Source organism: Aeromonas sp. FL131 (assembly GCF_049860615.1).
GTDB classification, from domain to species: Bacteria; Pseudomonadota; Gammaproteobacteria; order Enterobacterales; family Aeromonadaceae; genus Aeromonas; species Aeromonas hydrophila.
In genome coordinates this window covers 168003-193979 of sequence record NZ_CP187596.1, presented here as the reverse complement: position 1 = coordinate 193979, position 25977 = coordinate 168003, and the positions used below count along the sequence as shown (strand labels likewise).

The following is a 25977-nucleotide window of genomic DNA, read 5'->3' as shown; positions in this document are numbered from 1 at the left end:
AGCCCGCAGAATTCGGAAAAAATCGTACGCTAAGGTTTTCCGGGCATCCGTAAGGGCCGAAACTTCCGGTCTTCCAGTCTGCGGCTCTGCCGCCAGACGTAATCGCCGGTTAGGTTGATGTGCTCCCAGCCCAGCGGCGACAGGAATTGCAGCAGCTCGCCGTCCACCGGCTTGCCGGCCTCGACCAACCCCTGGGTGGCGCGTTCCAGGTACACCGTGTTCCACAGCACGATAGCCGCCGTCACCAGGTTGAGGCCGCTGGCCCGGTAGCGCTGCTGCTCGAAGCTCCGATCCCTGATTTCCCCAAGGCGGTTGAAGAACACCGCCCTGGCCAGCGAGTTGCGCGCCTCACCTTTGTTCAGGCCGGCATGCACGCGGCGGGGCAGTTCAACACTTTGCAGCCAGTCCAGGATGAACAGCGTGCGCTCGATCCGGCCCAGCTCGCGCAGGGCCACGGCCAGTCCGTTCTGGCGCGGGTAGCTGCCGAGCTTGCGCAGCATCAGCGAGGCGGTGACGGTGCCCTGCTTGATCGAGCTGGCCAGGCGCAGGATGTCGTCCCAGTGGGCACGCACGTGCTTGATGTTCAGGGTGCCGCCGATCAGCGGGCGCAACGTCGGGTAGGCTTGCACGCCCTGCGGCACGTACAGCTTGGTTTCGCCGAGGTCGCGGATGCGCGGCGCGAAGCGGAAGCCTAGCAGGTGCATCAGGGCAAAGACGTGATCGGTGAAGCCGGCCGTGTCGGTGTAGTGCTCCTCGATCCGCAGGTCGGACTCGTGGTACAGCAGGCCGTCGAGCACATAGGTGGAATCGCGGACGCCGACATTCACCACGCGGGTGCTGAACGGCGCGTACTGGTCGGAGATATGGGTATAGAACAGCCGTCCCGGCTCGCTACCGTACTTCGGGTTGACGTGCCCGGTGCTCTCGCCCCGGCCACCCGCGCGGAAGCGCTGGCCATCGGAGGATGAGGTCGTGCCGTCGCCCCAGTGGGCGGCAAAGGCGTGGCGATACTGGTGGTTGACCAGCTCGGCCAAGGCCGCCGAATAGGTTTCGTCGCGGATGTGCCAGGCTTGCAGCCAGGACAGCTTGGCGTAGGTCAGGCCGGGGCTCGACTCGGCCATCTTGGTCAGCCCGAGGTTGATCGCATCACCGAGGATTGCGGACAGCAGCAACGTCCTGTCTTTGGCCTCGGCCCCGTCCTTCAAGTGGGTGAAGTGGCGGCTGAAGCCCGTCCAGTCGTCCACGTCCATCAGCAGTTCGGTGATCTTGATGCGCGGCAGTAACTGGCTGGTTTGGTCGATCAGCGCCTGCGCCCGATCCGGCACCGCCGCATCCAGCGGGGTGATTTTCAGCCCTGACTCGGTGAGGATGGCATCGGGCAGCTCGTTGTCCTTGGCCAGGCGGGTGACGGTGGCCAACTGCTCGTCCAGCAGCTGCAAACGCTCTTCCAGGTACTGGTCGCTGTTCGGGTTGATCGCCAGGGGCAGGGCCTGCTCGCGCTTGAGTGCGGCGAACTTCTCGGCCGGCAGCAGGTAGTCGTCGAAGTCGCGGAACTGCCGCGAGCCCTTGACCCAGATGTCGCCGGAGCGCAGGGCGTTCTTCAGCTCGGACAGGGCGCAGATTTCGTAGAATTTCCGGTCGAGGCCTTCCGGGGTGATCACCAGCGGCTTCCAGCGCGGCTTGATGAAGGCCGTGGGTGCATCGGCCGGCACCTTGCGCAGGTTGTCGGCGTTCATCTCACGCAGGGTCTGCACGGCTGCCAGCACGCCTTGCGCGGCCGGCGCGGCGCGCAGTTCCAGCACCTCCAGCAAGGCCGGCGTGTAACGGCGCAGGGTGGCGAAGTTCTCGCCGACCAGGTGCAGGTGGTCGAAGCCTTCCGGCCGGGCCAGCAGCTCGGCCTCGCTGACGCTCTCGGTGAACTCGTCCCAGGGAATCACCGCCTCGATGGCGGCATAGGGGTCGCTGCCGCTTTCCTTCGCTTCCAGCAGCGCCTGGCCGATCCTGGAGTACAGGCGCACCTTGTCGTTGATCGCCTTGCCCTGCTTCTGGAACTGCTGCTGATGCTTGTGCTTCGCGCCGCTGAACAGCTTGACCAGGATGCGGTCATGCAGATCGACCAGCTCATCGATCACGGTCGCGGTGCTCTCCAGCACCACGGCGGCCAGGGTCGCGTAGCGGCGCTGCGGCTCGAACTTACCGAGGTCTTTGGGCGTCATCTGCCCACCCTCGCGGGCCAGCTTGAGCAGGCGGTTCTGGTGGATGTGCCGGCCCAGGCCTTCGGGCAAGTCCACCAACTGAAATGTCTTCAGCCGCTCGATGTGTTCCAGCATGTGCCGAGAGTTGGGTTTCAGCGGTGCCTGGCGCAGCCAGGTCAACCAGGTGATGCTGCTGCCGGCCTTGAGCTTCAACAGCTCGTCCAGCTTGGCCCGATGCGAGTCCGTGAGTGGTTCGACCAGGGCGCGGTAGACCCGCCGATTGGCTCGCGCAATGGCTTCCGAGCAGGCCCGGTCAATCACGCTCAGCGCCGGCAGGATGCGTCGTTTCTGCCGTAGGCTCTCCAGGGCCTGACCGGCCAGCAGCAAGCCTTTGTCGGTCTGCTGGGCCAGCTCGGTTAGCTCGCGCACCAGGGCGCGGAAGTCGGACAGGCCGAACGGGGCCAGTTGCAGGTAGGTGCGCAGTTCCTGGGCATGCTCGCGACGGGTCACGTCGCGCTCGCCGTACTTTGCCCAGCTCGCCGGCTCGGCCTGGACTTGCTTCGCCACCCACAGGATGACCGGCTCGGGCAGCTCGCTGTCGGTTCCCAGCGCGTAACCGGGGTAGCGCAGCAGGCAGAGCTGCACGGCGAAGCCGAGGCGGTTGGCGTCGCCGCGTCGCTGGCGGATCAGCGACAGGTCGGAGTCGTTGAAGGTGTAGTAGCGGATCAGGTCATCCTGGCTTTCCGGCAGCGCAAGCAGGGTGTCCCGCTCCGTGGCCGAGAGGATCAAGCGACGCGGCATGTGTCAGTCGTCCGTGCGGAGGTACTGGTAGAGGGTTTCCCGGCTGATGTTGAACTCGCGGGCAAGCTGCGCCTTGGGCTCGCCGGCCGTCGCTCGCTGCCGCAGGGTAGCAGCCTGCTCATCGGACAGGGCTTTCTTGCGGCCCCGGTACGCGCCACGCTGCTTGGCCAAGGCGATGCCCTCACGCTGCCGCTCGCGGATCAGGGCGCGCTCGAACTCAGCGAAGGCCCCCATCACCGACAGCATCAGGTTGGCCATCGGCGAGTCCTCGCCAGTGAACACCAGGCCCTCCTTCAGGAACTCGATGCGCACGCCGCGCTGAGTCAGCTTCTGTACCAAGCGACGCAGGTCATCGAGGTTGCGGGCCAGCCGATCCATGCTGTGCACCACCACTGTATCGCCTTCGCGGACGAAGCTCAGCAGCGCTTCGAGCTGGGGGCGCTGGGTGTCCTTGCCCGATGCCTTGTCGGTGAACACCTTGCTCACCTGGGTTTGTTCCAGCTGGCGTTCCGGGTTCTGGTCAAAGCTGCTGACCCGGACGTAGCCGATGCGGTGCCCCTGCACGATGTCTCCTTGGTTGAAGGCGGCTTAAGTGCACTTTCTGTTCCGTTGTGCCTCAAAGCCCATTTCTGTCAGGCTGAAATCTATAACCTTCGCGGGCATGTGTCAAAAAATGGGAAAGCAGACTCTATTCTGACGAAGCGGCGCGGCCCTGCCTGACATCAAGTTAGGGTATAGCCTAGATTGACATGCGCGATGCAACCCTTAACTTGCTTGCACCTATCGTTTCCATGCTAGCTTTATCGTAACGCTCAAGAAATTGGGCTTAATGCCGAAAACAATAAAATAAAACAGCCAACCCTTGAGGTTCTTATGCGCCAGAATTTACCAGTGACGGGTCGAAACTTAGAACTCCCAAAAGATGCCAATATTCTTTCGACTACCTCCCCTCAAAGCCATATCACGTACGTTAATCCTGACTTCATTAAAATCAGTGGTTTCACTGAGGAAGAACTATTAGGCCAGCCTCACAACATCGTAAGACACCCAGATATGCCGCCTGCTGCATTTGAGCATATGTGGAGTACATTAAAATCTGGCCGCTCATGGATGGGGCTAGTAAAAAATCGCTGTAAAAATGGCGACCACTATTGGGTAAGTGCTTATGTAACGCCAATAGCTAAGAATGGTTCGATTGTTGAATACCAGTCTGTAAGGACCAAGCCTGAACCTGAGCAGGTTTTGGCTGCGGAAAAATTATATGCTCAATTGAGAAGCGGGAAGGCCGCGAGGCCGAAATTGGCTGCTAGCTTTTCCGTGAAAATACTCTTGCTCATATGGGGTAGTATTATATCAAGCGCAATGGCTGCCGGCATGCTTACTGATACATCAATAAGCAGCTTATTGTTACCAGGAATCAACGCCTTTACCCGCTGCCGGAGCCTCACCTCAATAGCACTCTCCGGCAGCCGTATTGTTACAGCGAATCAAACTGATAGCTGACCGATAGCCCAACGCCATAGTTACGGCCCGGCGCCGGTTCATAATAGCGTCCGTTGCTCTCGTTGACGATAACAGAGCCGACGTAGCGCTTATCAAACAGGTTATCAACGCGCGTATAGAGGTCGACGGTCCAGTTATCTAGCACATATTTATAGCCGGTATTCAGTGCCGTCACCGTATAGGCTGGAGCCTGCTCGCTATTGGCATCGTTGACCTGAATATCGCTCATATAGCGGACTTCAGCGCCAGCGTACCATCCCTCTTCCGGCACCCAGCCAAAGGAGGCATAGGCGCTATTACGTGCAATCCCCGGGATCCGATTGCCGCTCTGAATAGCATCGCCGGCGTTTTCACGGTAGGTCGCATCCAGCAGCGTCCACGCCAGTTTGGCGCGCCAGGCGGGCGCAAATTGCTGATCCCATCCCAGTTCGACCCCGCGGCGGCGCGTCTTGCCCGCGTTCTGATAGGACGTACGGCCATTGTCGCTGGCGGCAACGACAATTTCATTTTTCGTGTCCGTATTGAAGACGCTCAGGCTCGCCATCCCGGTGCCCACCTGCCATTTACTGCCTGCTTCAACGGTGGTGTTAGTGGCCGGTTGCAGAGCAAAGTTAAGCCCGGACTGACCATCGGGACGATAGGACAGCTCGTTAATGGTCGGCGTTTCAAATCCCCTCCCGGCAGAGAGGTAAACGTTCCACTGCGGCGTCATGGCATACTTCAGCGCTGCCGCCGGAAGCCACTTGTGATAGCTCGCTTCGCCGCTATCATCACCATTTTTACCTACAACATAACGATCGTTGGAATCAAACCATACCGAGCTATAGCGCGCCCCGGCGTCCAGCCCCAGGGCTGAGGTGAGCTGCCAGTGCGTTTGAATGTAGGGATCGAGGTTCCACATCAGGTTACGTTCGTTACGTCGCATATCACCTTTGGTGCCGAGATCGTAAACGCCGTTCTGATAAACAAAGTTCTCATAGCCTTTGCGCTGTTCGGTCATCGCCTCGTAATCAAGGCCGGTGGTGATGGCGTAAGGGATAAAACCGCTGTCATCGTGGTGTGTCCAGCGCGTGGCTTTGTTGAATAAATCAGATTTCGGGTAAGTCTCCCCCGTAGCGGGTTGTGTTTTCAGGCAATACGCACGCTTTCAGGCATACCTGCTTTCGTCATTTTGTTCAGCGCTCGTACCAGGGCCATAGCCTCCGCAACCTGACCATCGTAGTCACGCAGCGTCAGTGAACCCCCGAACAGCTGTTTTACCCGGTACATCGCCGTTTCCGCTATCGAGCGACGGTTGTAATCTGTTGTCCATTTCCACCGCGCATTACTCCCGGTCATTCGCTGATTAGCCACTGCACGGTTACGGTCTGCATATTCACCGGGCCAGTAACCCGCACCTTTTCGGGGCGGGATAAGCGCGCTGATTTTCTTACGCCGCAGTTCATCGTGACAGAGCCGGGTATCGTAAGCTCCATCGGCGGCGGCTGACCTGATTTTCCGGTGGGTTTGCCGGATTAACCCGGGGAAGGCCTCTGAGTCCGTAACGTTGTTCAGCGACAGGTCAGCGCAGATGATTTCATGTGTTTTACTGTCAACTGCCAGATGCAGCTTACGCCATATACGACGGCGTTCCTGGCCATGCTTTTTGACTTTCCTCTCGCCTTCACCGAAGACCTTCAGCCCGGTGGAATCAATTACCAGGTGTGCGATTTCACCCCGGGTGGGCGTTTTGAAACTGATATTAACCGACTTTGCCCGCCTGCTGACACAGCTGTAATCCGGGCAGCGTAGCGGAACGTTCATCAGAGAAAAAATGGAATCAATAAAGCCCTGCGCAGCGCGCAGGGTCAGCCTGAATACGCGTTTAATGACCAGCACAGTCGTGATGGCAAGGTCAGAATAGCGCTGAGGTCTGCCTCGTGAAGAAGGTGTTGCTGACTCATACCAGGCCTGAATAGCTTCATCATCCAGCCAGAAAGTTATGGAGCCACGGTTGATGAGGGCTTTATTGTAGGTGGGCCAGTTGGTGATTTTGAACTTTTGCTTTGCCACGGAACGGTCTGCGTTGTCGGGAAGATACGTGATCTGATCCTTCAACTCAGCAAAAGTTCGATTTATTCAACAAAACCAGTTACAGCCCTTCGGCGATGATTCTCGCCGCTGAAGCCAGCACATCGCGGCGGCTCTCTGCGTTCTGTTGCGGCTGGGTAAAATAGGTCACCAGAACCAGCGGCGCACGACCCTGCGGCCAGATCACCGCAATATCATTGGTGGTGCCGTAGTCGCCGCTGCCGGTCTTATCACCCACAGTCCACGACGTCGGTAAGCCGGCCCGAATGCTGGCTGCGCCGGTCGTATTGCCTTTGAGCCACGTCACCAACTGCGCCCGCTGGGTTTCGCCCAGCGCATGACCCAGCGTAAGCTGACGCAACGTCTGCGCCATCGCCCGCGGCGTGGTGGTGTCTCTCGGGTCGCCGGGAATGGCGGTATTCAGCGTAGGTTCAGTGCGATCCAGACGAAACGTCTCATCGCCGATCGCGCGGGCAAAAGCCGTCACGCCTCCCGGGCCACCGAGCTGGGCAATCAATTTGTTCATGGCGGTATTGTCGCTGTACTGCAACGCGGCCGCGCTCAGTTCTGCCAGCGTCATTGTGCCGTTGACGTGTTTTTCGGCAATCGGATTGTAGTTAACCAGATCGGCAGGCTTGATCTCGACAGGCTGATTAAGCAGCTGCTTTTGCGTTTCACTCTGCTTAAGCACCGCCGCGGCCGCCATAACTTTACTGGTACTGCACATTGGAAAGCGTTCATCACCGCGATAAAGCACCTGCGTATTATCTGCGGTATCGATGAGCGCGACGCCCAGCCGCCCTCCGCTGCTTTTCTCCAGCGCCGCCAGCTTTTGCTGCACCGCACTCGTCTGCGCATAAAGCGGCGCGCTGCCCAGCAGCAGCGGAATGCACGCCGCCGCCGCGAACATCATCCGTTGCACTCTCTTTGTCACCATCTCAAACTCCCAATACGGTCAATCCGTGTTACATCAGTATTCCCTAAATTCCACGTGTGTTTTTTATTAGCTTCAAAAATCACTATTTCACGAAGAATTTAGACTGCTTCTCACACATTGTAACATTATTTACAACCACCTTTCAATCATTTTTGATAAATCATTGATTTCATCTTTGCTGCAATGATACTTAATAAACTCTGCAAGTTATCCACAGAGCAACACTCAATTTTATTGATGATATTCTTATTATACCAGACATTTTTCATACACTCCCTTGTACGGATAGTTTTCCGACAACTTCATGATTACATATCTTGCGGTTTTGATTATTTTTGCTGCAAGAAATACATACTTCAAACGAAAGGTCTTTATTTGCTGTCTGTATTCTGAAGAGTCCAAGGAATCAAACTTGAACAACAAAAATAGGTTATATGAAAGCATCATCATTTGAAACACGGCTTCATTCGCCCAAAATGACTTTAGCAAGAGATGACCCACCGCCATGTCGTATTTGGCTTCTTTGATATAGTTTTCAGCATTACCACGCTTTTCATAGTATATAACTACTTTTTCAGAAAGCAAGGTAGTATTTGTTACAAAGAAAAAGTAGTCGTATTCGGAACCTTCTAAAAGTGATAATTGTGCTCTTTCTTTTTCTGGTTTCAGTACGCGAGATACGACAAATCTTCTGTCTTTTTCCCATTTAACTAATTTTGTATACAGTTCTGTAGTTTCTCTACCTTCTTCTCCTTTAACGAATACAATTGATGAATTCGTTGCTTGTGAGGTGAGTGTAGAATAACTTTTGGCTTTAATTAAATATTTGCATCCAAGAGATTCTATCGTTTCGATAATTTTTTCATCAAAGTAGCCACTATCCATTCGAAATAAAATTTCTAAATCGTCTGATTTGATGTTAGCAACAATTTCTTTGATCATTTCCGCAGCACCGTTTGCAGTGTAAGTATTGCCACTTCTTACAAATCCGGTAACATATGCTTTTAATTCGTCGCAAAATGCAAATTGGATATTGTAGCATCGGTTTCCCAGTTTCTTAGGATTATATCCTTTTGACGCACCTTCTTGATGACCTTCTACGTTAATTACACTACTATCAATATCAATCGTAATGGATGTCAATTTACTTTTAGTGAGCAGTTTTTTAAAGACTTTAAAATTAATGTCTCTAAACATTTGGGTTGTCTTGAAGTTGAAGTTTCCTAGAAACCGTGACACTGTTTCAGGTTCTTTTACGGAAATATCAAACTCGTTGACGAGGGGATCATTTTGAAGTAGCTTTAGACGTTCTAACTTATCAATGCCAATGAAGTGACCGCAGAGCATGGTCTTTATATGATTCATCTTGATTTTATTTGTTGAGTCATTATCAAATACGAGGTCATTTTCAATAAAATCAAAAATCCCATTGCTTTTTGCATTCTCAAGGAGCAGAAAAAGACCTGCATTTGATGTTAGATTCTTAGCTTTGAAATCAATTTTATTAATCATAATTAGAACCCCTTTTTACTACTTTTCTTACTATTATTTTACCATATATCGAGTCATAAAAGCTGATAATTTAACATATTTTTGAGCACTTTTCTTTCACCCAATGGGTGAAAGCTGAATTTCGAAGGAATGCATATTTATCAAGGCTTTGATTATGCTTTTTGAAGTACTGACGTAGAATCTAGGTGTTAGCCACTTTAATGTCAGGAAGCTTAAGCTCTGTTAGTGTTTTGGCTATTCTCTCTCCTCTTGGAAGACTGGTTGAAAGAGCCAGGAATATTTCCAATAACCCATTAAGTCAATCCCTCTACACTGGGCGCACCGATGAGTTTGGCCAAATAGAGTTTGCTTTACGAATGATGCAAGCTGAAACAGGCGCCATAGTAGGTCGCATAGGTGATGCATCAAATCGGCTTAGCGAACACACCCGAGGCCTACTAAAGGATATTGAGTCAAGCAATGTACTTACAGTTGAGCAGCAGGCAGAGACAGATCAAATAGCAACGGCAGTAAACCAAATGGTGGCAAGCATTCAAGAGGTTGCGAGCAATGCACAGCATGCTGCAGATGCGGCCGGAAGAGCAGACACTGAGACGGCATCTGGCCAGCGTCTGGTAGCCCACACAAGCCAGTCAATCACTGCCCTTGAAGGTGAAATTAGGCAAGCCACTCAGGTTATTCATGAGCTTGAAGGTCAAAGTAACGAGATATCAAAAGTTCTTGACGTTATACGAGGGATCGCCGAGCAAACGAATTTGTTGGCACTCAACGCAGCAATTGAGGCCGCGCGTGCTGGTGAGCAGGGGCGTGGTTTTGCTGTTGTCGCCGATGAGGTTCGCAGTCTTGCTGCTCGCACACAGCAATCGACAACGGATATTCAAAGCATGATCAGCGCTCTACAAGAGCGAGCGCAATCCGCTGTTACAGTCATGGAGCAAAGTAGTCGGCAAGCGCACACGAGTGTAGCTCACGCAGAGGAAGCAGCTACAGCTCTTGATGGAATTGGCCAACGCGTTAACGAAATTACCGACATGAACGCGCAAATAGCGACTGCGGTCGAGCAGCAGGGAGCAGTAAGTGAAGACATAAACCGCAGTATTATCAATATACGCGATGCTGCTGATACCAATGTACAGACCGGGCAGAATAATTTGCAAAGTGCGAAATCTGTCGCTCAGTTAACTAGCGCTCTGAGCGAACTGGCAAAACAGTTTTGGGAAAAACGAGGATAACGCTTTTCAGTATCTCGACAGGGATAACTTACTTTACCATCGGTTATCCCTTTTAGCCGCACAAATTTTAGCCATGGCTTTTCAGGAAGTCAGGGCTATCAGAATGGCCTTAGAAAGCCTAGTCAAAGAGCTGTCACGAGAACACCGTTAGCTTAGCGTACGATTTTTTCCGAATTCTGCGGTTCCCCCTAGTGGCGGCCCACCGCCTGCAGTTGCCCGAGTGGGTTACCTGGCTTGGACACGAGCTCAATGGATACGGGCCGGATGATGCCATCCCAGTCTATCGGCATGTGCAAGGAGAAGTCCTGATCGATGGGCACCATGGGCTGAAGGGGGTGGTCTTTCCGTCTGCAGAGGCTGCATTTCGATGGCAACTCTGCCACTTTGACACGCCTGTTGACGAGATTGAGGGGTGGTGCGCTGAATCTGACGATATTCATATGCAATTTTCCCCGCGCGAAGCTGATGCTTTGCGGGCGGCATGTGATACGAACTGTACCCCTCTTCGTCGGTTCACGTTGGCCAGCATGAACCGGATCTTGGGGGCGGTCAGAAATCAGGTCTTGAATTGGGCACTGCAGCTTGAAAAGGAGGGGATCTTGGGGGAAGGTATGAGCTTCACTTCCCAAGAGCGGCAGCAAGCCCAGCAGGTGGCGCCGGTGACCCACATTCACATCAATGGAGATGCTCATGGTCTTCAGGTGATGCAAAACTCGCCCGGCGGTCAGCAACAGCAGACTGTGACCAGTGAACAGAAGGAAGCTGCCCTGGCGGCCTTGTTGCCGTGGCTACAACAGGTGATCGCGCAAGGGCAACTGCAGGGAGAAGCGTGTGCGGAGCTGCAGGCCGAGCTGGATACCCTCAAGGCCCAGGCCGCCTCCCCTAAGCCCAAGTGGCCGGTGATCGGCGCCGTGGCCAACAGTGTGCGGGCGATCCTGGAAGGGGCCGGCAGCGGGGTACTGACGGAAACAGTGTTGGGCAGGCTGGCCGCCTTGAGCGGCAACTGAGCGATATCCGGGGGGTGGGCGGCGCAACGGCATTGCGGTGTATGCTGGGTGAACGGTCAACCCCACGGTTCGCGACCTACTTCTGCCGTGATTTGGCTCTCGCTCGCTCCTTCTGTCGAAAGCTCTTGATGTATTCGGCTGTGACCAAGGAGTCTGCATCGAGCTCCGTGATACAGTTCAGGATGGTGGCCATGGCGCTGTCAGACAGTCTGAGTTTGGATGGAAGTTCGCCGCCGAGTGCGTAGTCATCGAGTTTTGCTTGGAACGCGCGAAGGACGTCGTACTGTGATGGCTTTCTAGATGAGGTGCCAGCCTCCGTTTCCGCATCGTGGGCATACACCTCCGATTGTTCCGCATCGCTTGCGAGCTCACTGAGCAGGTCTTCGATACTCGGCCAATACTTGTGCTCGTATCTGTGCGTAAGGCGTATAAATTCATCCTGGGGGTACAGGGTATAGAGCGGGTTGTGCTCACCCGCACGATCAAATAGCGCCGCCAGACCGGTTTCTCTTTCACACCCAAATCCCGCTCGATTACAGATGTCCTCTCTCTCCCTCAGCAAATCACCCAAGCGAGTTGCGAGATCCGCTATGTCCTCGTTGATTTGGATGAGCCTGCCACGTTCTTCCCTAGCCTTGCGCATGTCATCTTCATCCCAGAAGGTGAATGTGCTGATCAGCGCATCCAAAAAACTCGTCACGTACCGTTCTAGGGGGAGCAGCTCGCAGAGTTCTTCATAAACGGGGGCCATGGTCCGGCTTTGCCGGAGCAGTACCCTGACCGTGGCGTTGATGGAAGGCCATATGTTGTTCTTCTCGTTGTTTTCTATCTCCTTTCTGAGAATACCTTCGCACACTTCGACGGCATCGATTCTTCTCTTGGTCATTGGGCAAGTCTCCTTCATTGAGTCCATGCCTATGGTACTTATGGCAGGAGCCATGTCGGTATCTATAAGAAAAAACAATCAGAAGAAATAGATACCAGCCTGCCAGCTACTATGATCAGTTGCATAGCCAGCTTGACGCGCTGACCTGCTCTCCGACCCGTTTTGCACTATTGGTCAGTGGCCAAAGCCCGCCCCCAATCGGGTCAGCGAGGGCGAGCGGGGTCCGCCCCGCTTGCAGCGCTGCAAGCGAGCAGGCCAAATCGGGTACACTGGGGCTCTTTTGTCGCCTAGGAGCGCCTCGATGCCTGCCCTACTCCCTGAACTCATCGCCCAGGCCAGCGATCCAGCCGTCAAGACCGCCGATCTGCTGCGCAAGGCCAAGGTGATCGCCCACCGGTGCCAGCTATCCGACCAGTTAGCCTGGATCGACCTGGAGCTGCGGGGCTACCGTGAGTCAGATCCTCTTCCTCTATACCGTTTTATCCGTGCCCCGGTGTACCTGCGGGATGTCCAGACAGGCAAATTGACTGATCTGTTTACGTTCCAAGCTGACGGTGAGATTCCCGCTCAGGCTCACCTCTGTTTTGATTCGATCAGCAAGTTGGAGGTTCTGGGGTCACAAGGCTCCCTCTATGTGCAACTCCCCTCTGGGCATCGCGTTTACGATGGCTTGTCAGCGAAAGCCCGCGATCAGTACCAGGTCGTGCATCAACTGGACGCATCACAACTGCATGCCGTCGTAGTTCAAGTCCGTGACAAGGTGTTGGACTGGGCACTCGAGCTGACCAAGGCCGGGATCGAGGGGGACGAGATGCCCTCCCTACCCCAGCCGTTGGTACCGGTGACCGTTCACATCGAGGGCGGAGTCCACGGTGGCCAAGTCATGGTGAGCTCGCCGGGAGGCCAGCAACAGCAAACCGTCACCGGCGAGCAGAAGGCCGCTTGCCCGTCCGGGTTGGCGCAGGGGAACGCGGATGCACCACTGCAGCCGGCAGACCGCGACACGCGGCAGAACGAGCAGGACACCCTCAAGCCCCAGGCCGCCACCGCCAAACGGAAATGGCCGCTGATCGTCGTGCTGGCCGGTAGTAGCGTGCTGGCCGTGCTGCAAGGCGCCGGCGGCGGGGTGCTGAGCGAGCTGGTGCTGAAGTGGCTGGCCAGCTTGAGCGGCGGCTGATCGCTATCGGTCGGGGTATGAACGGGGCTGCGGCCCCGCTTTGTTTTCTGGGCCAACGGCCAAAGTGCCTGGGAAAATGGAAGCTGCCGCGCTGCTGAAATGATGGCATCTGTTCTGCGTCGTGATCGTAGCATTTCGGTGAGTTGAACATCACGTGATAGCGAGGTTTGTATGTTCGTATCAAAGCAGGACTGGATCGCGATAGACGGTGAAGTGGTTGCCGTGTCGCTGCAAGGCAAAGGATCTTCAGTGAAAGTGGTCGGTCTGTTCAGAGGACACTGGATCACCGGCACAGGCTGCACAGAGTCAGCCGCCAAATCATGTTGGAAAAGGAAAGCCGAGTACGAGGCAAATCGTTAAGGGTGAATATCCCTGACCGTCCAGTGCAGATCTGGAGCGCCGATCATATACCTTACTTTAAACGGGTTATGTGATCCGTTATTGAATGACCAAGCCCCGCGTTTGCGGGGCTTAGTTTTCTTGGTCAGCGGCCAAAGCCCGCCCTCAAACCAGCCAGCGAGGGCAAGCGGGATCCTCACCGCTTGCAGGGCGGCTAAACTAGAGACTCTATCGTCGCCCAGGAGCACTCTATGCCCGCCCTCATCCCCGAACTGATTACCCTGGCCAGCGATCCGGGGGGGGCCACCTCTGATCTGGTGCGCCGCGCCCTGGTGGCCGCCAGCCGACTGCAGCAGACCGAGGCGGCCGCTTGGCTACAGCACGAGCTCGATGGCTACGACACCTTTGATGAGCTGCCGGCCTACCGGCGCCCCCGTGGCGTCTTGTATGCCATCCACCCAGGCGGGGACACCACTCCCTTGCTGGTCGAGGATGGAGGGGTAGCAGAACGCCTGTCGATTACCCCCTTGAACAACCCGCTGCGGGAGCTCGAAACATTGATGGCCGCCGGCGCGTCTGTGCGTTTTCGGCGGCCGCCTGATGAGGTACTGCATATCCAGCAGATACTGAGCACTAACTTGGAGCCGGTGATTGCACTGACTCATGGCCAACTTGCCGGCTGCCTCGATGCGATAAAGAACCGGGTGTTGAACTGGGCGTTAGCCTTGGAGGCGGCTGGGATCCAGGGGGAAGGGATGACATTCACCGCCCAGGAGCAGCAACAGGCGCAGCAGGTGCCCTCGATGAGCATTCACATTGGGGGGAATGCCACCGGTGTACAAGTCCAGCTGAACTCGCCTTGGGGCCAGCAACAGCAGACGGTGACCGGCGAGCATAAAACCGAGGCGCTGGCTGCCTTGTTGCCGTGGCTGCAGCAGGTGATAGACGAGGGGAAACTCTCGCCACCGGTGCAGGCCGAGCTGCAGGCCAACCTGACTGCCCTACAGGCGCTGGCCAATGCCTCTACGCAGAGCTGGCCGGTGATTGGGACGCTGACCAACAGTGTGCGGGGGATCTTGGAAGGGGCTGGCGGCGGGGTGCTGGCTGCGCAGGCACTGGGGTGGCTGGCCACCTTGAGCGGCAGCTGATCGATATCGGAGGGCATGGGCGGGGCTGCAGCCCCGCTTTGTTTTCTGGGCCAACGGCCAAAGCCAAACTGAAATCCAGTCAGAGCGGACCGGCTGGATCCGACCCGCTTGCAGCGTTGCAACTAACCGGGCCAGATCGGGTACACTGGGCCTCCCTCGTCGCCCAGGAGCACCTCGATGTCCACCTCGCTATCTGACCTGATTGCCCTGGTCGGTGATCCGGCAGTTAAGACCACCGATCTGCTCCGCAAGGCCAAGGTGGTCGCCCGTATGCTAAAACAGGCTGAGTGGGCTACCTGGATCGACCATGAGCTGCGGGGCTATCCGGATGATGCCAAGCTGCCCTCCTATCGTGTCATACGTTGTGAGTTGAAAGCTCGGAATCCCTTTCGAGGGCTGATCCCAATCATCATCAACCACCCTGAATTCGCAGAAGTTGTCTCGACATGCAGCATTGGTCAGCCCATCAGCGGGTTGGAGGACGTGGCTATTCCCGGGAAAAATGTGAGCATGGTTCTCCCGCCGGAGATGATGGCCATGCTGATGCAAGACCTGAATATCTCAATGGAGCCAGTACGGGTGGTTGGCGGCAATCAGATCCGCGCACTTGTTGATGCGGTCCGGGACCAACTGTTGACCTGGGCGCTCGACCTGGTTGAGGCCGGGATCGAGGGGGATGAAATGCCCTCCTCACCCCAGCCGCTGGCGCCGGTTACCATTCGCATCGAGGGCGGGTTCAACGGTGGTCAACTGATGGTGAGCTCGCCCGGGGGCCAGCAACAGCAAACCATCACCGGCGAGCAGCAGGCTACGGACCAGCCTGGGGTGGCGCAGGAGATGCCACTGCAGCTGGCAAACGGCAATGTGCTTCAGAGCGAGCTGGATACTACTAAGGCCCAGACCGCCGCCCCCAAGTGGAAATGGCCGGTGATCGCTGCGGTGGCCAGCACTGTTGTGGCGATTCTGGAAGGCGCCGGCGGCGGAGTTCTGAGCGAACTGGTGCTGAAGTGGCTGGCAACCCTTAACGGCCACTGAGCAAGTCCGGCAGAGGCAGCAGGCCACGTTTTCTTCGTGCGGCGGGTGGCGTTGCGAGATACAAGCCAGATCAACTGGTGCCGCCCATATTGTGGGCGCGGGGAATACTTCGTAGATAAACAGGGCTGGTCAAGTATTGGGGGGCGAGTGATGTGATACCAGCGTGAGAATTATATTTTATCTGCATGATTTATCTGTAATTTATGAAAAATGTTGGGGGGCATGGCGTATAATGTCAACACGGGCACAAGAGCGAGTCTTTATGGCTAGCCAAGAGGCCAATAACCCACAGGTGAACGGATTCGCCTGATTTGATATGGAGATCTATATGCTATCAAGCATGATTATCGCTAGCGGTTTGATGCTGATCTGCGTGTATCAAGTGAAGATTTCTCTTCACTTTCACCTACACGTAGGCCAGTGAAACTGGTTCAAAAAGTGACTTTTTGGAGGGAGGCTTCGGCCTCCCTTTTTTTTGACTCGGAGCGGATCCTCTCCGCTTGTAGCACTACAACCCGCACGACCGAACCCGGGTATAATGAGGACCCAATATCGCCCAGGAACGCATTGATGCCCGCCCTTATCCCTCAACTAATCACCATGGCCAGTAATCCCGAAGTCAAGACAACCGATCTACTGCGAAACGCACTGGTGGCCGCACGTAAGCTCAAGCAGCCTGACTGGATTAGCTGGATCAAAAACGAACTTGATGGCTACCCAGAGTCGGCTGTTATCCCTCCGTACCGGATTTTGACGGGGCAACTCTACGCCATTAACCCGGGGAAAGGTCTTGTACTGCTACCGGTCATGAATGCAGAGCTTCACGAGGTGATGACAACATGTCCCTTCTATTACCCCATCGATGGAGTGGAACCATTGGCTTCAGGGACAGAATACGTAGTGTTGCCCATGGACCCGTCTCAATCGAAGATGGTAGCGGCTCTCTATAAAATGCCAATCGCACCACAAGTTCGATTTGGAGCAAACCAGGTCCAGCGTTTGATCGGCGCGGTGCGTACTAAGGTCCTTGAATGGGCACTCGATCTGGATGAGTTGGGGATCCAGGGTGAAGGGATGAGCTTTACAACCCAGGAGCAGAAGCAGGCGGAATCGGTGACCAATATTTTCATTGGGGGGGATGTCATCGGAGGTCAAATGATGTTGGGCTCGCCCGGCGGCCAACAAAAACAGACGGTGACAGGCGAGCAGAAGACCGAGGCGCTGGCGGCTTTGTTGCCGTGGCTGCAGCAGGTGATCGCGCAAGGGCAGCTGCAGGGAGAGGCGTGTGCAGAGCTGCAGGCCGATCTGGACACCCTCAAGGCCCAGGCCGCCTCCCCTAACCCCAAATGGCCAGTGATCGGCGCCGTGGTCGGCAGTTTGCGGACGCTCCTGGAGAGCGCCGGCGGAGGGATACTGACGGCGCAGGCACAGAGTTGGATGGCAACCTTGAGGGGTGGCTAATTCGATCAGGAAACTCTGCACATTTGTAGGGGGGCAGTGCCCCCCCATACATTGCTGCTTTGCCTCGCTTAGGGCAACCTAAGTTGATGTTGATGCTGTTGCTCCTGTTCATGATATTCGGTATCCTGCAGTTGTCCTCGGTGCCCACGTGGGGACAGGCCGCCCGGCCAGGCACCAACTTCAACTCTCCCTGCATTCTGCAGGTACCCCACCTGTCATATATCACCCAAGCCCTAGTTGGCTGATTCTGCATGTCCGTTCACCGGAATTTCTCCGGCGTCAGCGCACATGCAGAAACAGCCCAAGGCTGTCTTATGGCACTCGGTCCGCAATGTGCCACTCGTGACCAACATCAACCCGGGCGTAAAGCCCAATTTCAACGAGGTCCAATTTATGAACCAAGCAATCGATGATGTGCTTTTCGCTCATGCGATGGCTCAAGTATTCCCACATATTGATAAACAACAGTGGCTTTCTGCGTACCAAGATCTTCTGAATTCTGTCAAATCAGGCGATTCCCTATGTAGCTATGTGCCTAGCGAAACCTATGAAAACCTCGCTCTTCCAGAGCTTCTAAGGGTCGTTGAGAGTATCGCGTCGTTAATGCGGAACGCAGTAATCGAGGTCATTGCTCTCAGAGACGGAAAATTTCGGATACCGGCAGTCACTGCCGGCCGTATCTGTCACGTGCTGGAAATCAGCATGCCTGAAACCGTCGGAGATTATGACTGCGCATATGACGTCCCGGAGTGGGATTGGGTGCGTGAGCACGCCTCCTTCTCTCATAAGGGCAACCATCACCATGACAACCCAACTTATGAGTTTCTTTTTAATATGGCGAACTACGACGCCCTCGATGAAGGAGTAATCCCAGAACGATTGTGGCCGGTGTTCAGAGATGCCAGCAAAATCGGAGCAGGATATGTTCTTTTCCATAACGAATAGGTCGTCAGTCTGATTTTTTGGGCGGCTATACCTCTATTTCATCAACTAGGCCAACGGCCTTTCGCCTCAACATTCGTTTTGAAGGCTTAACCAGCCCTCTGGGCTTTTGGAATACAAATGCACAACTCATTGCAAGAAACAGCTACTAACACAATGGCTACCAAACCGATGTTCGATAGCACCATGGGTTACCTGCTTGTTAACACTTGGCAATTGCACTTACGCGACCTCTCAATCACGACAGGGGGGGCAAGCGATATAATGGATGCCTTGGTCACTGCCTGTGGCAAAACCTCAGCCTGGCTTGTTGAGCTAGTTGATTACACCCGTCTTGGATGCATCTTCGACTACGATCATGCGAATAACAATGATGGAGATTGCTTGGCTCAAGTTATTCTCGAGTCTGTACTGAATATAGAGTCAGATCAGAATCTGCGTAAGGCGGTACTGAACTGGCTCAGAGTAAAAGGTTTACCTCTCATTGAGGCCTGATCAACATTGGATGCAGTGATAGACTGATATCCAAGAGAGAGCCCCGCATTGCGGGGCTTTTTTATGTCGTGAGTAGGCAGTGATAACCACTAGGTGGTGCCATAGGGTGGTGGGACTTGCAGAGTAGAGCCGGACGAAGGATGTGGCCAAAACAGAAATCTCAACCAACATTCCTATATCCTTAAATGCTACAAGACACCAACCTGCTGAACCGGTGTTCATTTCGTGTAGCCCGAGAACTAAATTAGGATCTCATTTTTCTCTCTTTCTCTTCATTTTCTCCCCCTTTCTCTTCGCGCGAACGCGGCACAGCAGAAGTGTCGGTTCGAGGTCTAACCTGGCACTCGGGGGCAGGTATAGAACAAAATAGCCCAGGGGGAGCTCACAGCCCGAAGGGCTGTGCTCTGGTTGAAAATAGTCACTAGGAATGTTGGTTGAGAAAGTGCCCTCTACTGGTCATAATAACACCAGCTTGAAACCCTCGATGGAATGCCTCATGAATAAACACGAACTGGCTGCACAGCTCCGCGTTCTGGAGCGGCGTCAACACCAGCTGTTGGCCATGCTGCGAGACTTTATAGACGATAGCGAGCTCATCCAAGGCAGCACCTTTGCCCTCCCCCCGCACGATCCGAGGCAGGATACCCGCCACGACACTCCCTCTATTACGGTGACTCCCGCTCACGGTCTTGAGGCTCTGTATGCTGCTCACCATGCCTGGGGCCATCTCTACGCTGACGCTGGTGAAAACACTCGCCTAGTGTACCGCTTGCCGGGAGCAATTCAGATTCACTCCAGGCACAGCGAGGAGCTGTTCGGTATAATTGAGGCCATAAATGCAGACCGAAAAACCTTCCGAGACTTGGTGACAAACTCAGGTCCGATACTCGGGGGACCCAATACCCGGTGGGAGTTCCTGCATAGCAAAGGCATGTTCGAGGGGTTGATCACTTTGCAGTTTTACCGACAAATCACAATCGCCGGCGACACGGCCCGGTCAATTTCGTTCTGTTGGGCTCATAAAAACACCATGCAGAGAATGACCAAACAACAGATCATCGGTACGCTCAGAGCATCACAGGACTCACCCCCGCGCCATGTACTCGATCCAGCTGGTTGGGTCGCACAGCTAGAGGATGAAATTGTGCTGCTATCCGCCCTCTCCGATGATGCTCGCCTTGTCATCCGGCGCCCCAATCCAGTCCACCCACAAGCCTGGTTGGTGGAAGGAAACAGTCGTCGTATGCAAGTAGCATCGACCCCGGTTCTCATTCTCGGAGCTCAGAAAGTGAAGATCGGTCTTCTAAAGAACTACGACATCACCCAAAAACGCCCTCCGCGGCAAGCAAAAACAACCGCCAATGAGCCGCTTATCTCGCGCCTCTGGCTTTACCAGGAGCAGTAGAAAATCATGAGCATCGCATTTGGCCCTCTACGAGGCTTTGTCGTTGGTACAGTGATCAATGATACAGGTCCCATCGGCACCATCGCAGACATCTCCGGCGTCGATTACTTCATTACCCCTCAAAACTGGCTGGGGGAGACCCCCCCCGAAGTCGGCATGATCGTAGAGTTCAGCGCACGAGCCATACAAAAAGGGTATCTGGCGGTCAACATCAAGCCAATCAACGCAACAACCTTATGTACCCCAGGTATGAGTGCCACCAAACTAGAGATGATTGAAGCCGACCGGCGGGCAGAACGAGCACGGCAGCACATCACTAGGCTGCGCCAGTTTGTCTTCGATATGGGTTACTCTCCAGAGCAAGCGATCCTGGAAGTATTCGACATCACCCCTCCAACAGGCATCATTATTCCAGACGGGCCCAGCGACCGTGACCTGCAGTTTATGGAACTGCTGACGCATAATCGCTCACCCAAAGACAAGCATGAAACAAGCCGCAGACTGTGCCAGGCATTTTGCCTCAGCTTCAACGCCTTGATTGGCTTTATGCGCGGTAGTATCACTTATCGCGTCGCGTTGGATCGGGCCGAGCGTGATAGGCAAGAACGTTCCCGCCGACATTTACCAAACAGTGAACAGAGCCATCCCCTGCCCCTGGAGGGGAAACAAGAACCCGGGATGATCAAGAAATTGGTTACAAACATCATGGGCAATAAATAACTGTCGTTGCATGGCGACCGCATATAGGCTAACTTAGCCAAAGTGCTCATTCTCCTTCGGTTTATCCGCATAGCACACGCAGAAATGCATCGGAGTCACCTCAATCACAAAACGCAGCCTTGGCTGCGTTTTGTCGTTCTCAGACTGTCATGTTTGGCCTGAGCACACTCACATGTGCACAGCCCAAACCGCTCTCTCCCGAGAGTGAGTTGACAGGCGATGGCATAACCAGCCTGTACCGCTAACCGCGGCTGCCAACCTCCAATCCGCCCATCTGGGCTACCTCAACCAGGCCTTTCGGCCAAGGATCTCATTATGTGGATCAACATTGTTTTAGCACTTGAAGTCGTCGGCTTAGCCTTTGCAATTCGTTTCTGGTTTATGTGCCGGGAGGATGCAGCCGCTTTTGAGCGGTCACGCATCCTGCGAATTAAGGCCCGAAGTTAAAAAACAAAAAACCACGCCCATAGGCGTGGTTTTTTTTTGCCCGCAGCTCAGTAGTCAGGGTCTTCAATCGTTCGCTCCAACTCTTCATCATAAGGCATGTCATACTCTGGGGTGTCCATCGGCATAGGGGGAATATCTAGATGACCAGCTGAAGTTCGCGATAGTTCCTCACGAATTTCAAGCTCCCTATTCTGCATTCGATAGGTTAACTTCTTCTGTTCTTCCATTGCTTCTAATTCAGCCCGTTCTTTGTCAAGAGCCCGATAATGACTGTCAATCACCCCCTTTCCGATTACAAACATCTCTTGGCATGACTTAGCCAACGTACTGGGGCTATCCAGATCCAAGGTATGGACATGCTCAAAGGTTCGTTTGTAAGCCTCGATATTATCACCCTCTCCCTGGAGCCTGAAGGCTACACGGCAACGCTCACCGCGAAGGTCCTTGGCCATCAACGTGATCGCGGGCTGGATCCAGACCCCAGTCATCCGGTCGACCATTGGCAAAACAGGCTTATGCAACCAGAGCTGGTAACGAGTGCTGATGTTGGGATCAATGTTGTCCAGGCAGCGGGCCATCTCAATGACAATCAGGCGCTCTGGCCAACTGGCAACAGGCAAAGGGGTCTCTGCACTGGCGAGCGGTTGCAACGCCCAACGGAGGATTGAGGGTCCCTCATCGGTTGGCTTATCGTATGCAAAGGTCACAGCCAGCATGAACGGACCATCACCTGACTGCATTCCATTGAGCAACAATGGAGGTCGCTTAGCCTGCCCCAACATTAGTGCAGAGCCGTTGAGCAAGACGCAAGATGCCGCTCCATTAAACAAGGTGTAGTCAGCGATCACGCACAAAAAAAGGAATTGGTGCCGGGTCTTCGGATCGCGTTTATGGGCACGATTCAGTTGGCCAAGCAGCATGTCCAATCCCTGCTCCCCAACAAATGTGAATTGCTGCAAGCATCCAAACCCCTTGAGATTGAGCGGATACGCTGCAGCACGTATCTTCATCTGCAGAGAGTTGATCGAGATCTTCTGCCGGTGATGACGATAGGTACAGAACGAGTCGTCCATCAGTTGCCAAAGGAGTTTGTAAAGAACATCTATCTTCTGAGCGGGGTTCTCAGCCTGAGTTCGTTTCGGTTTGTCCGAATTATCAACGGGTGATATGCCCAATTCATCAAGAGCAGCACTACGCTGTGATTCCGCATCATCAATGACATCCCCATCCAACGAAAGCAGGTCAATTTTGCGGTATGGAGAGATCAAGCGGTACTCCGGCTGCTTCATCGCCGTCGTGTTATCGCCGGCATCAGGGCCGGAGTCCTCCGATGCACCACCCAATCCAAGAGACGTGCGCAGAGGGCAATGCGGGTCGTGGTGACCATGTTCATGATGATTGACTATCAGGTACCTATCATCCGCAACCTGGCGCACAAACATCCTTGCGTCCGGCTTCTTACACCCACAGAGCAGCCAATACTTATTGTGATGCAACGTTGCAAGAAGCTCTTGCGTCTCAAGGCTATCGCGGTTGTCCGGATGCAGGATTATAGACTTCTCGAGACGTCTAATGGGCTGAAGCGTCCCCCCCTTTACAATCCAAACACCCGCCATAAAAACCCCCCTCAAAATTGACAGCCGTTTATTCGTTCTCAGTTGCTAGATAATGCCACAAAACTTAAAGGGGGGTGTTGTGTTGGTTAAAGAGAAAGCGGTGAACCCTTGGGGTGAGTTATACGAATTTCTGACCGGGAAGGACAAACTCAACTTTGCTCTTGAGCCAGAGATGAGAGTCCTTTACACAGCGATCAGAGATTTCTCCGCCCACTGTGCAATTTTTGACTCAGCAACGCCCAGCTCTATGGCCCCCAAAAATGAACTTCCGTTGCTGCTTGTTGCAAGCCATTTGCGTATTCCGGCGAAGTTGAACAGCCATTCCGGCCAACGTGAACACCCTGATCCTTAACGCGCTCACGTCACCCCGTTTCTAACTCGAGTGTTCAGATTGGGTCAACTCACTTCTCCTCTTTCTCATCGATTCTCCCTTCAGTGACAGCCGGTGAGCGTTGTGCATCAGCCGGTCCAGGATCGCATCTGCCAGAGTGTTGTCCCCCAAGCTCGCGTACCACTCTTCCGTTGGCAGCTGACTGACCACGACCGTCGAGTATTTCCCGTACCGATCATCCATGATCTCCAGCAGGGCGTTGCGCTGCTCGGCATTCACCGCTTCCAGTCCCCAGTCATCCAGGATCAGCAGCTCTATCCTTGCCAGTTGACCCAGCAGTCTGGCGTAACTGCCATCTACCTTGGCCTGGCTCAGCTCAAGTAGCAGACGCGGCAGCCGGTAGTAACGAGTGCTGTGCCCCTGCTGACAGGCTTGGTAGCCCAGCGCACAGGCTAGGTAGGTTTTTCCGCAGCCACAGGGGCCGGTAATGAGCAGGTTCTGGCCCCGGCGCAGCCACTCTCCTTGGGCCAGGTTTGCCACCTGTGACCGCTCCAGGTTGCGTGCAGACTGGTAGTCCACCTCTTGCACCGTGGCCTGGAGTTTGAGCCTCGCCTGCTTGACCAGCCGAGCTTGTTTACGCTGCTCCCGGCTCAGTTGTTCGTGTTCGACCAGCAGGCTTAGCCGCTCGATGAAGGGCAGCCCTTCGTAGGTACTTGCCTGTTCCAGTTGTTGTTGCACGGCATCCGCCATGCCGGTCAGTTTCAGGTGTCTCAAGCGGGTCAGCGTTTGTTGGGTCATGGGACGTATCCTCTTTAGTGGAAGCTCTGGGGGCCACGGATGTTCTCGTGCTCTTGCGGTAACTCTGGGTAGCTCAGCGGGCTTGCGGGCAGTTGGTCGCGGCCACTGGTCAGCACCGACTTGAGCTGTTTGAGTCGCACCAGACCTTCCCGGTTGGCCAACTGGCAACAGGCTTCAACCCGTGATGGCGGATACTCCCGGCTAAGACTCAGCAGCCCCAGGCAGAGTCGGTATGCCTGCTCGGCATGGGCTTTCTCTTCCAACCGTTCGCTAACCCAGCACAAGGTGCTCGGTCCGATGTCAGCAGCCCACTGTTTAAGACGCCCTGGGGTCCAGCGTTGCTGCTTGCTGTGACGTTCCGGCATGTGCTCAGGGAGCGTGCTCATCCCCGGGATGGTTTTACGTGGATGGCTCGCGACCAGCTGTTGCTGGTGATAGACCTGAAGCAGTGTGTCGCCTGCATGGAGCTCCAGTTGCTGACCCACATACTGGTGTGGCACCGAGTAATGGTGCTGCTCATAACTGACGTGATAGTCGATGTTGACCTTGACCGTTTTGATGGCGACATAGCGATAGGGATGCACCGGCAGTGGTCCCAGTGCCGGGCGGTCCAACTGCTCAAATGCGTCACGTCGGTTACCGGGCAGTTGCTTGAACGGACGCTCGTTGAGTTCGTTCAGCAAGGCACGGATGCACTGGTTGAGTTCGGCAAGCGAGAAGAAGGTCTGATGGCGTAGACGGGCCAGGATCCAGCGCTCGACGATCTGCACACCCACCTCCGCCTTGGCCTTGTCCTTGGGCTTGTAAGGACGAGCTGGCATCACCGCCACCTGATAGTGCTCGGCCAACTGCTGGTAGCTGGGGTTGAGCTCGGGATCGTATCGGCAAGCCTTGCTGACACCGCTCTTGAGGTTGTCGGGGATCAGCAGTGCCGGTGTCCCGCCGAAAAACTCAAAGGCACGGACATGGCTTTGCAGCCAGTCCGGCAGTGACTGTGACCAGGTGGCCTCGGCAAAGGTGTAGTTGGACGCACCGAGCACGGCGACAAAGACTTGTGCCTGACGGACCTCACCCGTAGTCGGCGACACGATGGGCACCGTGGGCCCGCAGTAGTCGATAAAGAGCTTTTCCCCCGCCTTGTGGATCTGGCGCATGGAGCGCTTTTGCAACTGACACCAGGACTTGTAACGGTCACAGAACTGGGAGTAGCTGTAACAGCTATTGGGATAGCGCTGGGTGTACTCCTCCCAGAGCAGCTGTTTGGAGACCCCCTTGCGCTTGAGCTCCTGATGGACAGAGGGCCAATCCGGCACAACATGGCGGGCCGAGATGGTGGTATCGGCCTGCGGATAGAACAGGGCAGCCAGTCGGCCATCATCAAGCTCGGTAGGTAAGGGCCAGGTAAGGCCGAGCGCCTGGGCACTTTTGAGGAGTTTCTGGATGGAGCCGACACTGACCTTGGTACAGATACTGATTTGGCGAACAGAGAGGTCAGCTTCCAGCCGCAGTCGCAGTACTTCACGAATTTTACGCATTGCAATCCTCTTGGCAGACATAGGCTCTTCCCTGGCAAAAGGGAGAGCGTATCAAAGGTTGTTAAATCAATGCGTTAAGGATGATTCCGGTGAATGTGAACAGTGATTCCGGGATGTTGAACACTGTTTCCGGAAAGGAGGGGCGAAGTGTTCAGGTTGAACCGGAATGAGCGTTCACATTGGTCCGGAAATGGTGTTCACGTTGAATCGGAATTGGTGTTCATGATCGGCCGGAATATGCACCATTGCCTGCAAACCGAGAAAACACCGGAAGCCGCCGCCCATATGGCAATAGCAAGCTGTTCATTAGGGAGGCTGCACTTCTACTGCCAGGGGGAAAGCTGGAACCCTGAAGATGAAGCCCTTCACTCTTTCATCGGTCGAA

At 54.9% G+C, this 25977-nt stretch carries 20 protein-coding genes and 3 pseudogenes; 13 read left to right on the top strand and 10 right to left on the bottom strand.

From position 1 onward, the window contains the following. Positions 1-29: 29 nt before the first annotated feature. A complete protein-coding gene (locus tag ACPW75_RS25320; RefSeq protein WP_216945382.1) occupies positions 30-2996 on the bottom strand; it encodes a Tn3-like element TnAs1 family transposase in 2967 nt (988 codons plus the stop codon). A 3-nt stretch (positions 2997-2999) separates the two neighbouring features. After that, the gene (locus ACPW75_RS25315; RefSeq protein ID WP_001161490.1) at positions 3000-3560 is read right to left on the bottom strand and encodes a recombinase family protein; all 561 of its coding nucleotides are present in this window, start codon (positions 3558-3560) and stop codon (positions 3000-3002) included. 309 nt (positions 3561-3869) lie between these two features. On the opposite strand from ACPW75_RS25315, the pseudogene ACPW75_RS25310 reads away from it, so the two are divergent. Continuing rightward, a pseudogene (locus tag ACPW75_RS25310) lies at positions 3870-4406 on the top strand (PAS domain-containing protein); the annotation flags it as partial. Positions 4407-4473: 67 nt separating this feature from the next. Here the strand turns inward: ACPW75_RS25310 and ACPW75_RS25305 are convergent. The 4 genes and pseudogenes from ACPW75_RS25305 to ACPW75_RS25290 all read right to left on the bottom strand — a co-directional run. Next, positions 4474-5571 (bottom strand): annotated as a pseudogene (locus ACPW75_RS25305) (TonB-dependent receptor domain-containing protein); the annotation flags it as partial. A 56-nt stretch (positions 5572-5627) separates the two neighbouring features. After that, the gene (locus tag ACPW75_RS25300) at positions 5628-6596 is read right to left on the bottom strand and encodes an IS5-like element IS903B family transposase (RefSeq protein ID WP_425904479.1); all 969 of its coding nucleotides are present in this window, start codon (positions 6594-6596) and stop codon (positions 5628-5630) included. Between the two features lie 34 nt (positions 6597-6630). Beyond that, positions 6631-7506: an extended-spectrum class A beta-lactamase CTX-M-14 gene (locus ACPW75_RS25295; RefSeq protein ID WP_001617865.1), complete on the bottom strand. Its 876-nt coding sequence runs from the start codon at positions 7504-7506 to the stop codon at positions 6631-6633. 249 nt (positions 7507-7755) lie between these two features. Next, positions 7756-9018, bottom strand: a complete 1263-nt coding sequence (locus tag ACPW75_RS25290; RefSeq protein ID WP_000608644.1) for an IS1380-like element ISEcp1 family transposase — start codon at positions 9016-9018, stop codon at positions 7756-7758. 185 nt (positions 9019-9203) lie between these two features. Here ACPW75_RS25290 and ACPW75_RS25285 point away from each other — a divergent pair. Next, a pseudogene (locus ACPW75_RS25285) lies at positions 9204-10250 on the top strand (methyl-accepting chemotaxis protein); the annotation flags it as partial. Between the two features lie 173 nt (positions 10251-10423). Next, positions 10424-11257 carry a hypothetical protein gene (locus tag ACPW75_RS25280; RefSeq protein ID WP_341276231.1) on the top strand — a complete coding sequence of 278 codons (834 nt, stop codon included), beginning with the start codon at positions 10424-10426 and terminating at the stop codon, positions 11255-11257. Between the two features lie 76 nt (positions 11258-11333). On the opposite strand, the gene ACPW75_RS25275 is transcribed toward ACPW75_RS25280, so the two are convergent. After that, entirely contained in the window at positions 11334-12143 is an 810-nt protein-coding gene (locus ACPW75_RS25275) for a hypothetical protein (RefSeq protein WP_210538244.1), read from the bottom strand. 301 nt (positions 12144-12444) lie between these two features. Here ACPW75_RS25275 and ACPW75_RS25270 point away from each other — a divergent pair, with 301 nt between their 5' ends. The 9 genes from ACPW75_RS25270 to ACPW75_RS25230 all read left to right on the top strand — a co-directional run bounded on the left by ACPW75_RS25270 (position 12445) and on the right by ACPW75_RS25230 (position 21312). Next, on the top strand, positions 12445-13320 hold the full coding sequence (locus tag ACPW75_RS25270) for a hypothetical protein (RefSeq protein WP_210538245.1): 876 nt from the start codon (positions 12445-12447) through the stop codon (positions 13318-13320). Positions 13321-13910: 590 nt separating this feature from the next. Then, positions 13911-14807 (top strand): hypothetical protein, encoded by an 897-nt coding sequence (locus ACPW75_RS25265; protein ID WP_246876657.1) that lies wholly within the window; start codon positions 13911-13913, stop codon positions 14805-14807. A 177-nt stretch (positions 14808-14984) separates the two neighbouring features. Further along, positions 14985-15842, top strand: a complete 858-nt coding sequence (locus ACPW75_RS25260; protein WP_210538246.1) for a hypothetical protein — start codon at positions 14985-14987, stop codon at positions 15840-15842. A 570-nt stretch (positions 15843-16412) separates the two neighbouring features. Further along, entirely contained in the window at positions 16413-17303 is an 891-nt protein-coding gene (locus ACPW75_RS25255; protein WP_210538247.1) for a hypothetical protein, read from the top strand. A gap of 342 nt (positions 17304-17645) precedes the next feature. Next, a complete protein-coding gene (locus ACPW75_RS25250) occupies positions 17646-18248 on the top strand; it encodes a hypothetical protein (RefSeq protein WP_210538248.1) in 603 nt (200 codons plus the stop codon). Between the two features lie 117 nt (positions 18249-18365). Further along, positions 18366-18740: a hypothetical protein gene (locus ACPW75_RS25245; RefSeq protein WP_210538249.1), complete on the top strand. Its 375-nt coding sequence runs from the start codon at positions 18366-18368 to the stop codon at positions 18738-18740. Positions 18741-19236: 496 nt separating this feature from the next. Next, positions 19237-20145 (top strand): DNA replication terminus site-binding protein, encoded by a 909-nt coding sequence (locus ACPW75_RS25240; protein ID WP_210538250.1) that lies wholly within the window; start codon positions 19237-19239, stop codon positions 20143-20145. Between the two features lie 6 nt (positions 20146-20151). Then, positions 20152-20865 carry a hypothetical protein gene (locus ACPW75_RS25235; protein WP_210538251.1) on the top strand — a complete coding sequence of 238 codons (714 nt, stop codon included), beginning with the start codon at positions 20152-20154 and terminating at the stop codon, positions 20863-20865. 315 nt (positions 20866-21180) lie between these two features. Further along, the gene (locus ACPW75_RS25230) at positions 21181-21312 is read left to right on the top strand and encodes a hypothetical protein (protein ID WP_265216449.1); all 132 of its coding nucleotides are present in this window, start codon (positions 21181-21183) and stop codon (positions 21310-21312) included. Between the two features lie 47 nt (positions 21313-21359). Here the strand turns inward: ACPW75_RS25230 and ACPW75_RS25225 are convergent, their stop codons facing one another. Next, positions 21360-22754, bottom strand: coding sequence for a hypothetical protein (locus ACPW75_RS25225; protein ID WP_210538252.1), 1395 nt, complete (start codon positions 22752-22754; stop codon positions 21360-21362). Positions 22755-23007: 253 nt separating this feature from the next. On the opposite strand from ACPW75_RS25225, the gene ACPW75_RS25220 reads away from it, so the two are divergent. Further along, complete coding sequence (locus ACPW75_RS25220) at positions 23008-23280, top strand: hypothetical protein (RefSeq protein ID WP_425904478.1); 273 nt, start codon at positions 23008-23010, stop codon at positions 23278-23280. 21 nt (positions 23281-23301) lie between these two features. On the opposite strand, the gene istB is transcribed toward ACPW75_RS25220, so the two are convergent. Then, positions 23302-24057 (bottom strand): IS21-like element ISAs29 family helper ATPase IstB, encoded by a 756-nt coding sequence (gene istB, locus ACPW75_RS25215; RefSeq protein ID WP_000194037.1) that lies wholly within the window; start codon positions 24055-24057, stop codon positions 23302-23304. A gap of 14 nt (positions 24058-24071) precedes the next feature. Beyond that, on the bottom strand, positions 24072-25613 hold the full coding sequence (gene istA / locus ACPW75_RS25210) for an IS21-like element ISAs29 family transposase (RefSeq protein WP_001274811.1): 1542 nt from the start codon (positions 25611-25613) through the stop codon (positions 24072-24074). Positions 25614-25977: the final 364 nt, after the last annotated feature.

Excerpts from the sequence above, each read along its gene's own strand:
- ACPW75_RS25320 (WP_216945382.1), bottom strand. The coding sequence starts at position 2,996 with ATGCCGCGTCGCTTGATCCTCTCGGCCACGGAGCGGGACACCCTGCTT.
- ACPW75_RS25295 (WP_001617865.1), bottom strand. The coding sequence starts at position 7,506 with ATGGTGACAAAGAGAGTGCAACGGATGATGTTCGCGGCGGCGGCGTGC.
- ACPW75_RS25290 (WP_000608644.1), bottom strand. The coding sequence starts at position 9,018 with ATGATTAATAAAATTGATTTCAAAGCTAAGAATCTAACATCAAATGCA.
- ACPW75_RS25275 (WP_210538244.1), bottom strand. The coding sequence starts at position 12,143 with ATGACCAAGAGAAGAATCGATGCCGTCGAAGTGTGCGAAGGTATTCTC.
- ACPW75_RS25270 (WP_210538245.1), top strand. The coding sequence starts at position 12,445 with ATGCCTGCCCTACTCCCTGAACTCATCGCCCAGGCCAGCGATCCAGCC.
- ACPW75_RS25265 (WP_246876657.1), top strand. The coding sequence starts at position 13,911 with ATGCCCGCCCTCATCCCCGAACTGATTACCCTGGCCAGCGATCCGGGG.
- ACPW75_RS25260 (WP_210538246.1), top strand. The coding sequence starts at position 14,985 with ATGTCCACCTCGCTATCTGACCTGATTGCCCTGGTCGGTGATCCGGCA.
- ACPW75_RS25255 (WP_210538247.1), top strand. The coding sequence starts at position 16,413 with ATGCCCGCCCTTATCCCTCAACTAATCACCATGGCCAGTAATCCCGAA.
- ACPW75_RS25245 (WP_210538249.1), top strand. The coding sequence starts at position 18,366 with ATGCACAACTCATTGCAAGAAACAGCTACTAACACAATGGCTACCAAA.
- ACPW75_RS25240 (WP_210538250.1), top strand. The coding sequence starts at position 19,237 with ATGAATAAACACGAACTGGCTGCACAGCTCCGCGTTCTGGAGCGGCGT.
- ACPW75_RS25235 (WP_210538251.1), top strand. The coding sequence starts at position 20,152 with ATGAGCATCGCATTTGGCCCTCTACGAGGCTTTGTCGTTGGTACAGTG.
- ACPW75_RS25230 (WP_265216449.1), top strand. The coding sequence starts at position 21,181 with ATGTGGATCAACATTGTTTTAGCACTTGAAGTCGTCGGCTTAGCCTTT.
- ACPW75_RS25225 (WP_210538252.1), bottom strand. The coding sequence starts at position 22,754 with ATGTTTGTGCGCCAGGTTGCGGATGATAGGTACCTGATAGTCAATCAT.
- istB (WP_000194037.1), bottom strand. The coding sequence starts at position 24,057 with ATGACCCAACAAACGCTGACCCGCTTGAGACACCTGAAACTGACCGGC.
- istA (WP_001274811.1), bottom strand. The coding sequence starts at position 25,613 with ATGTCTGCCAAGAGGATTGCAATGCGTAAAATTCGTGAAGTACTGCGA.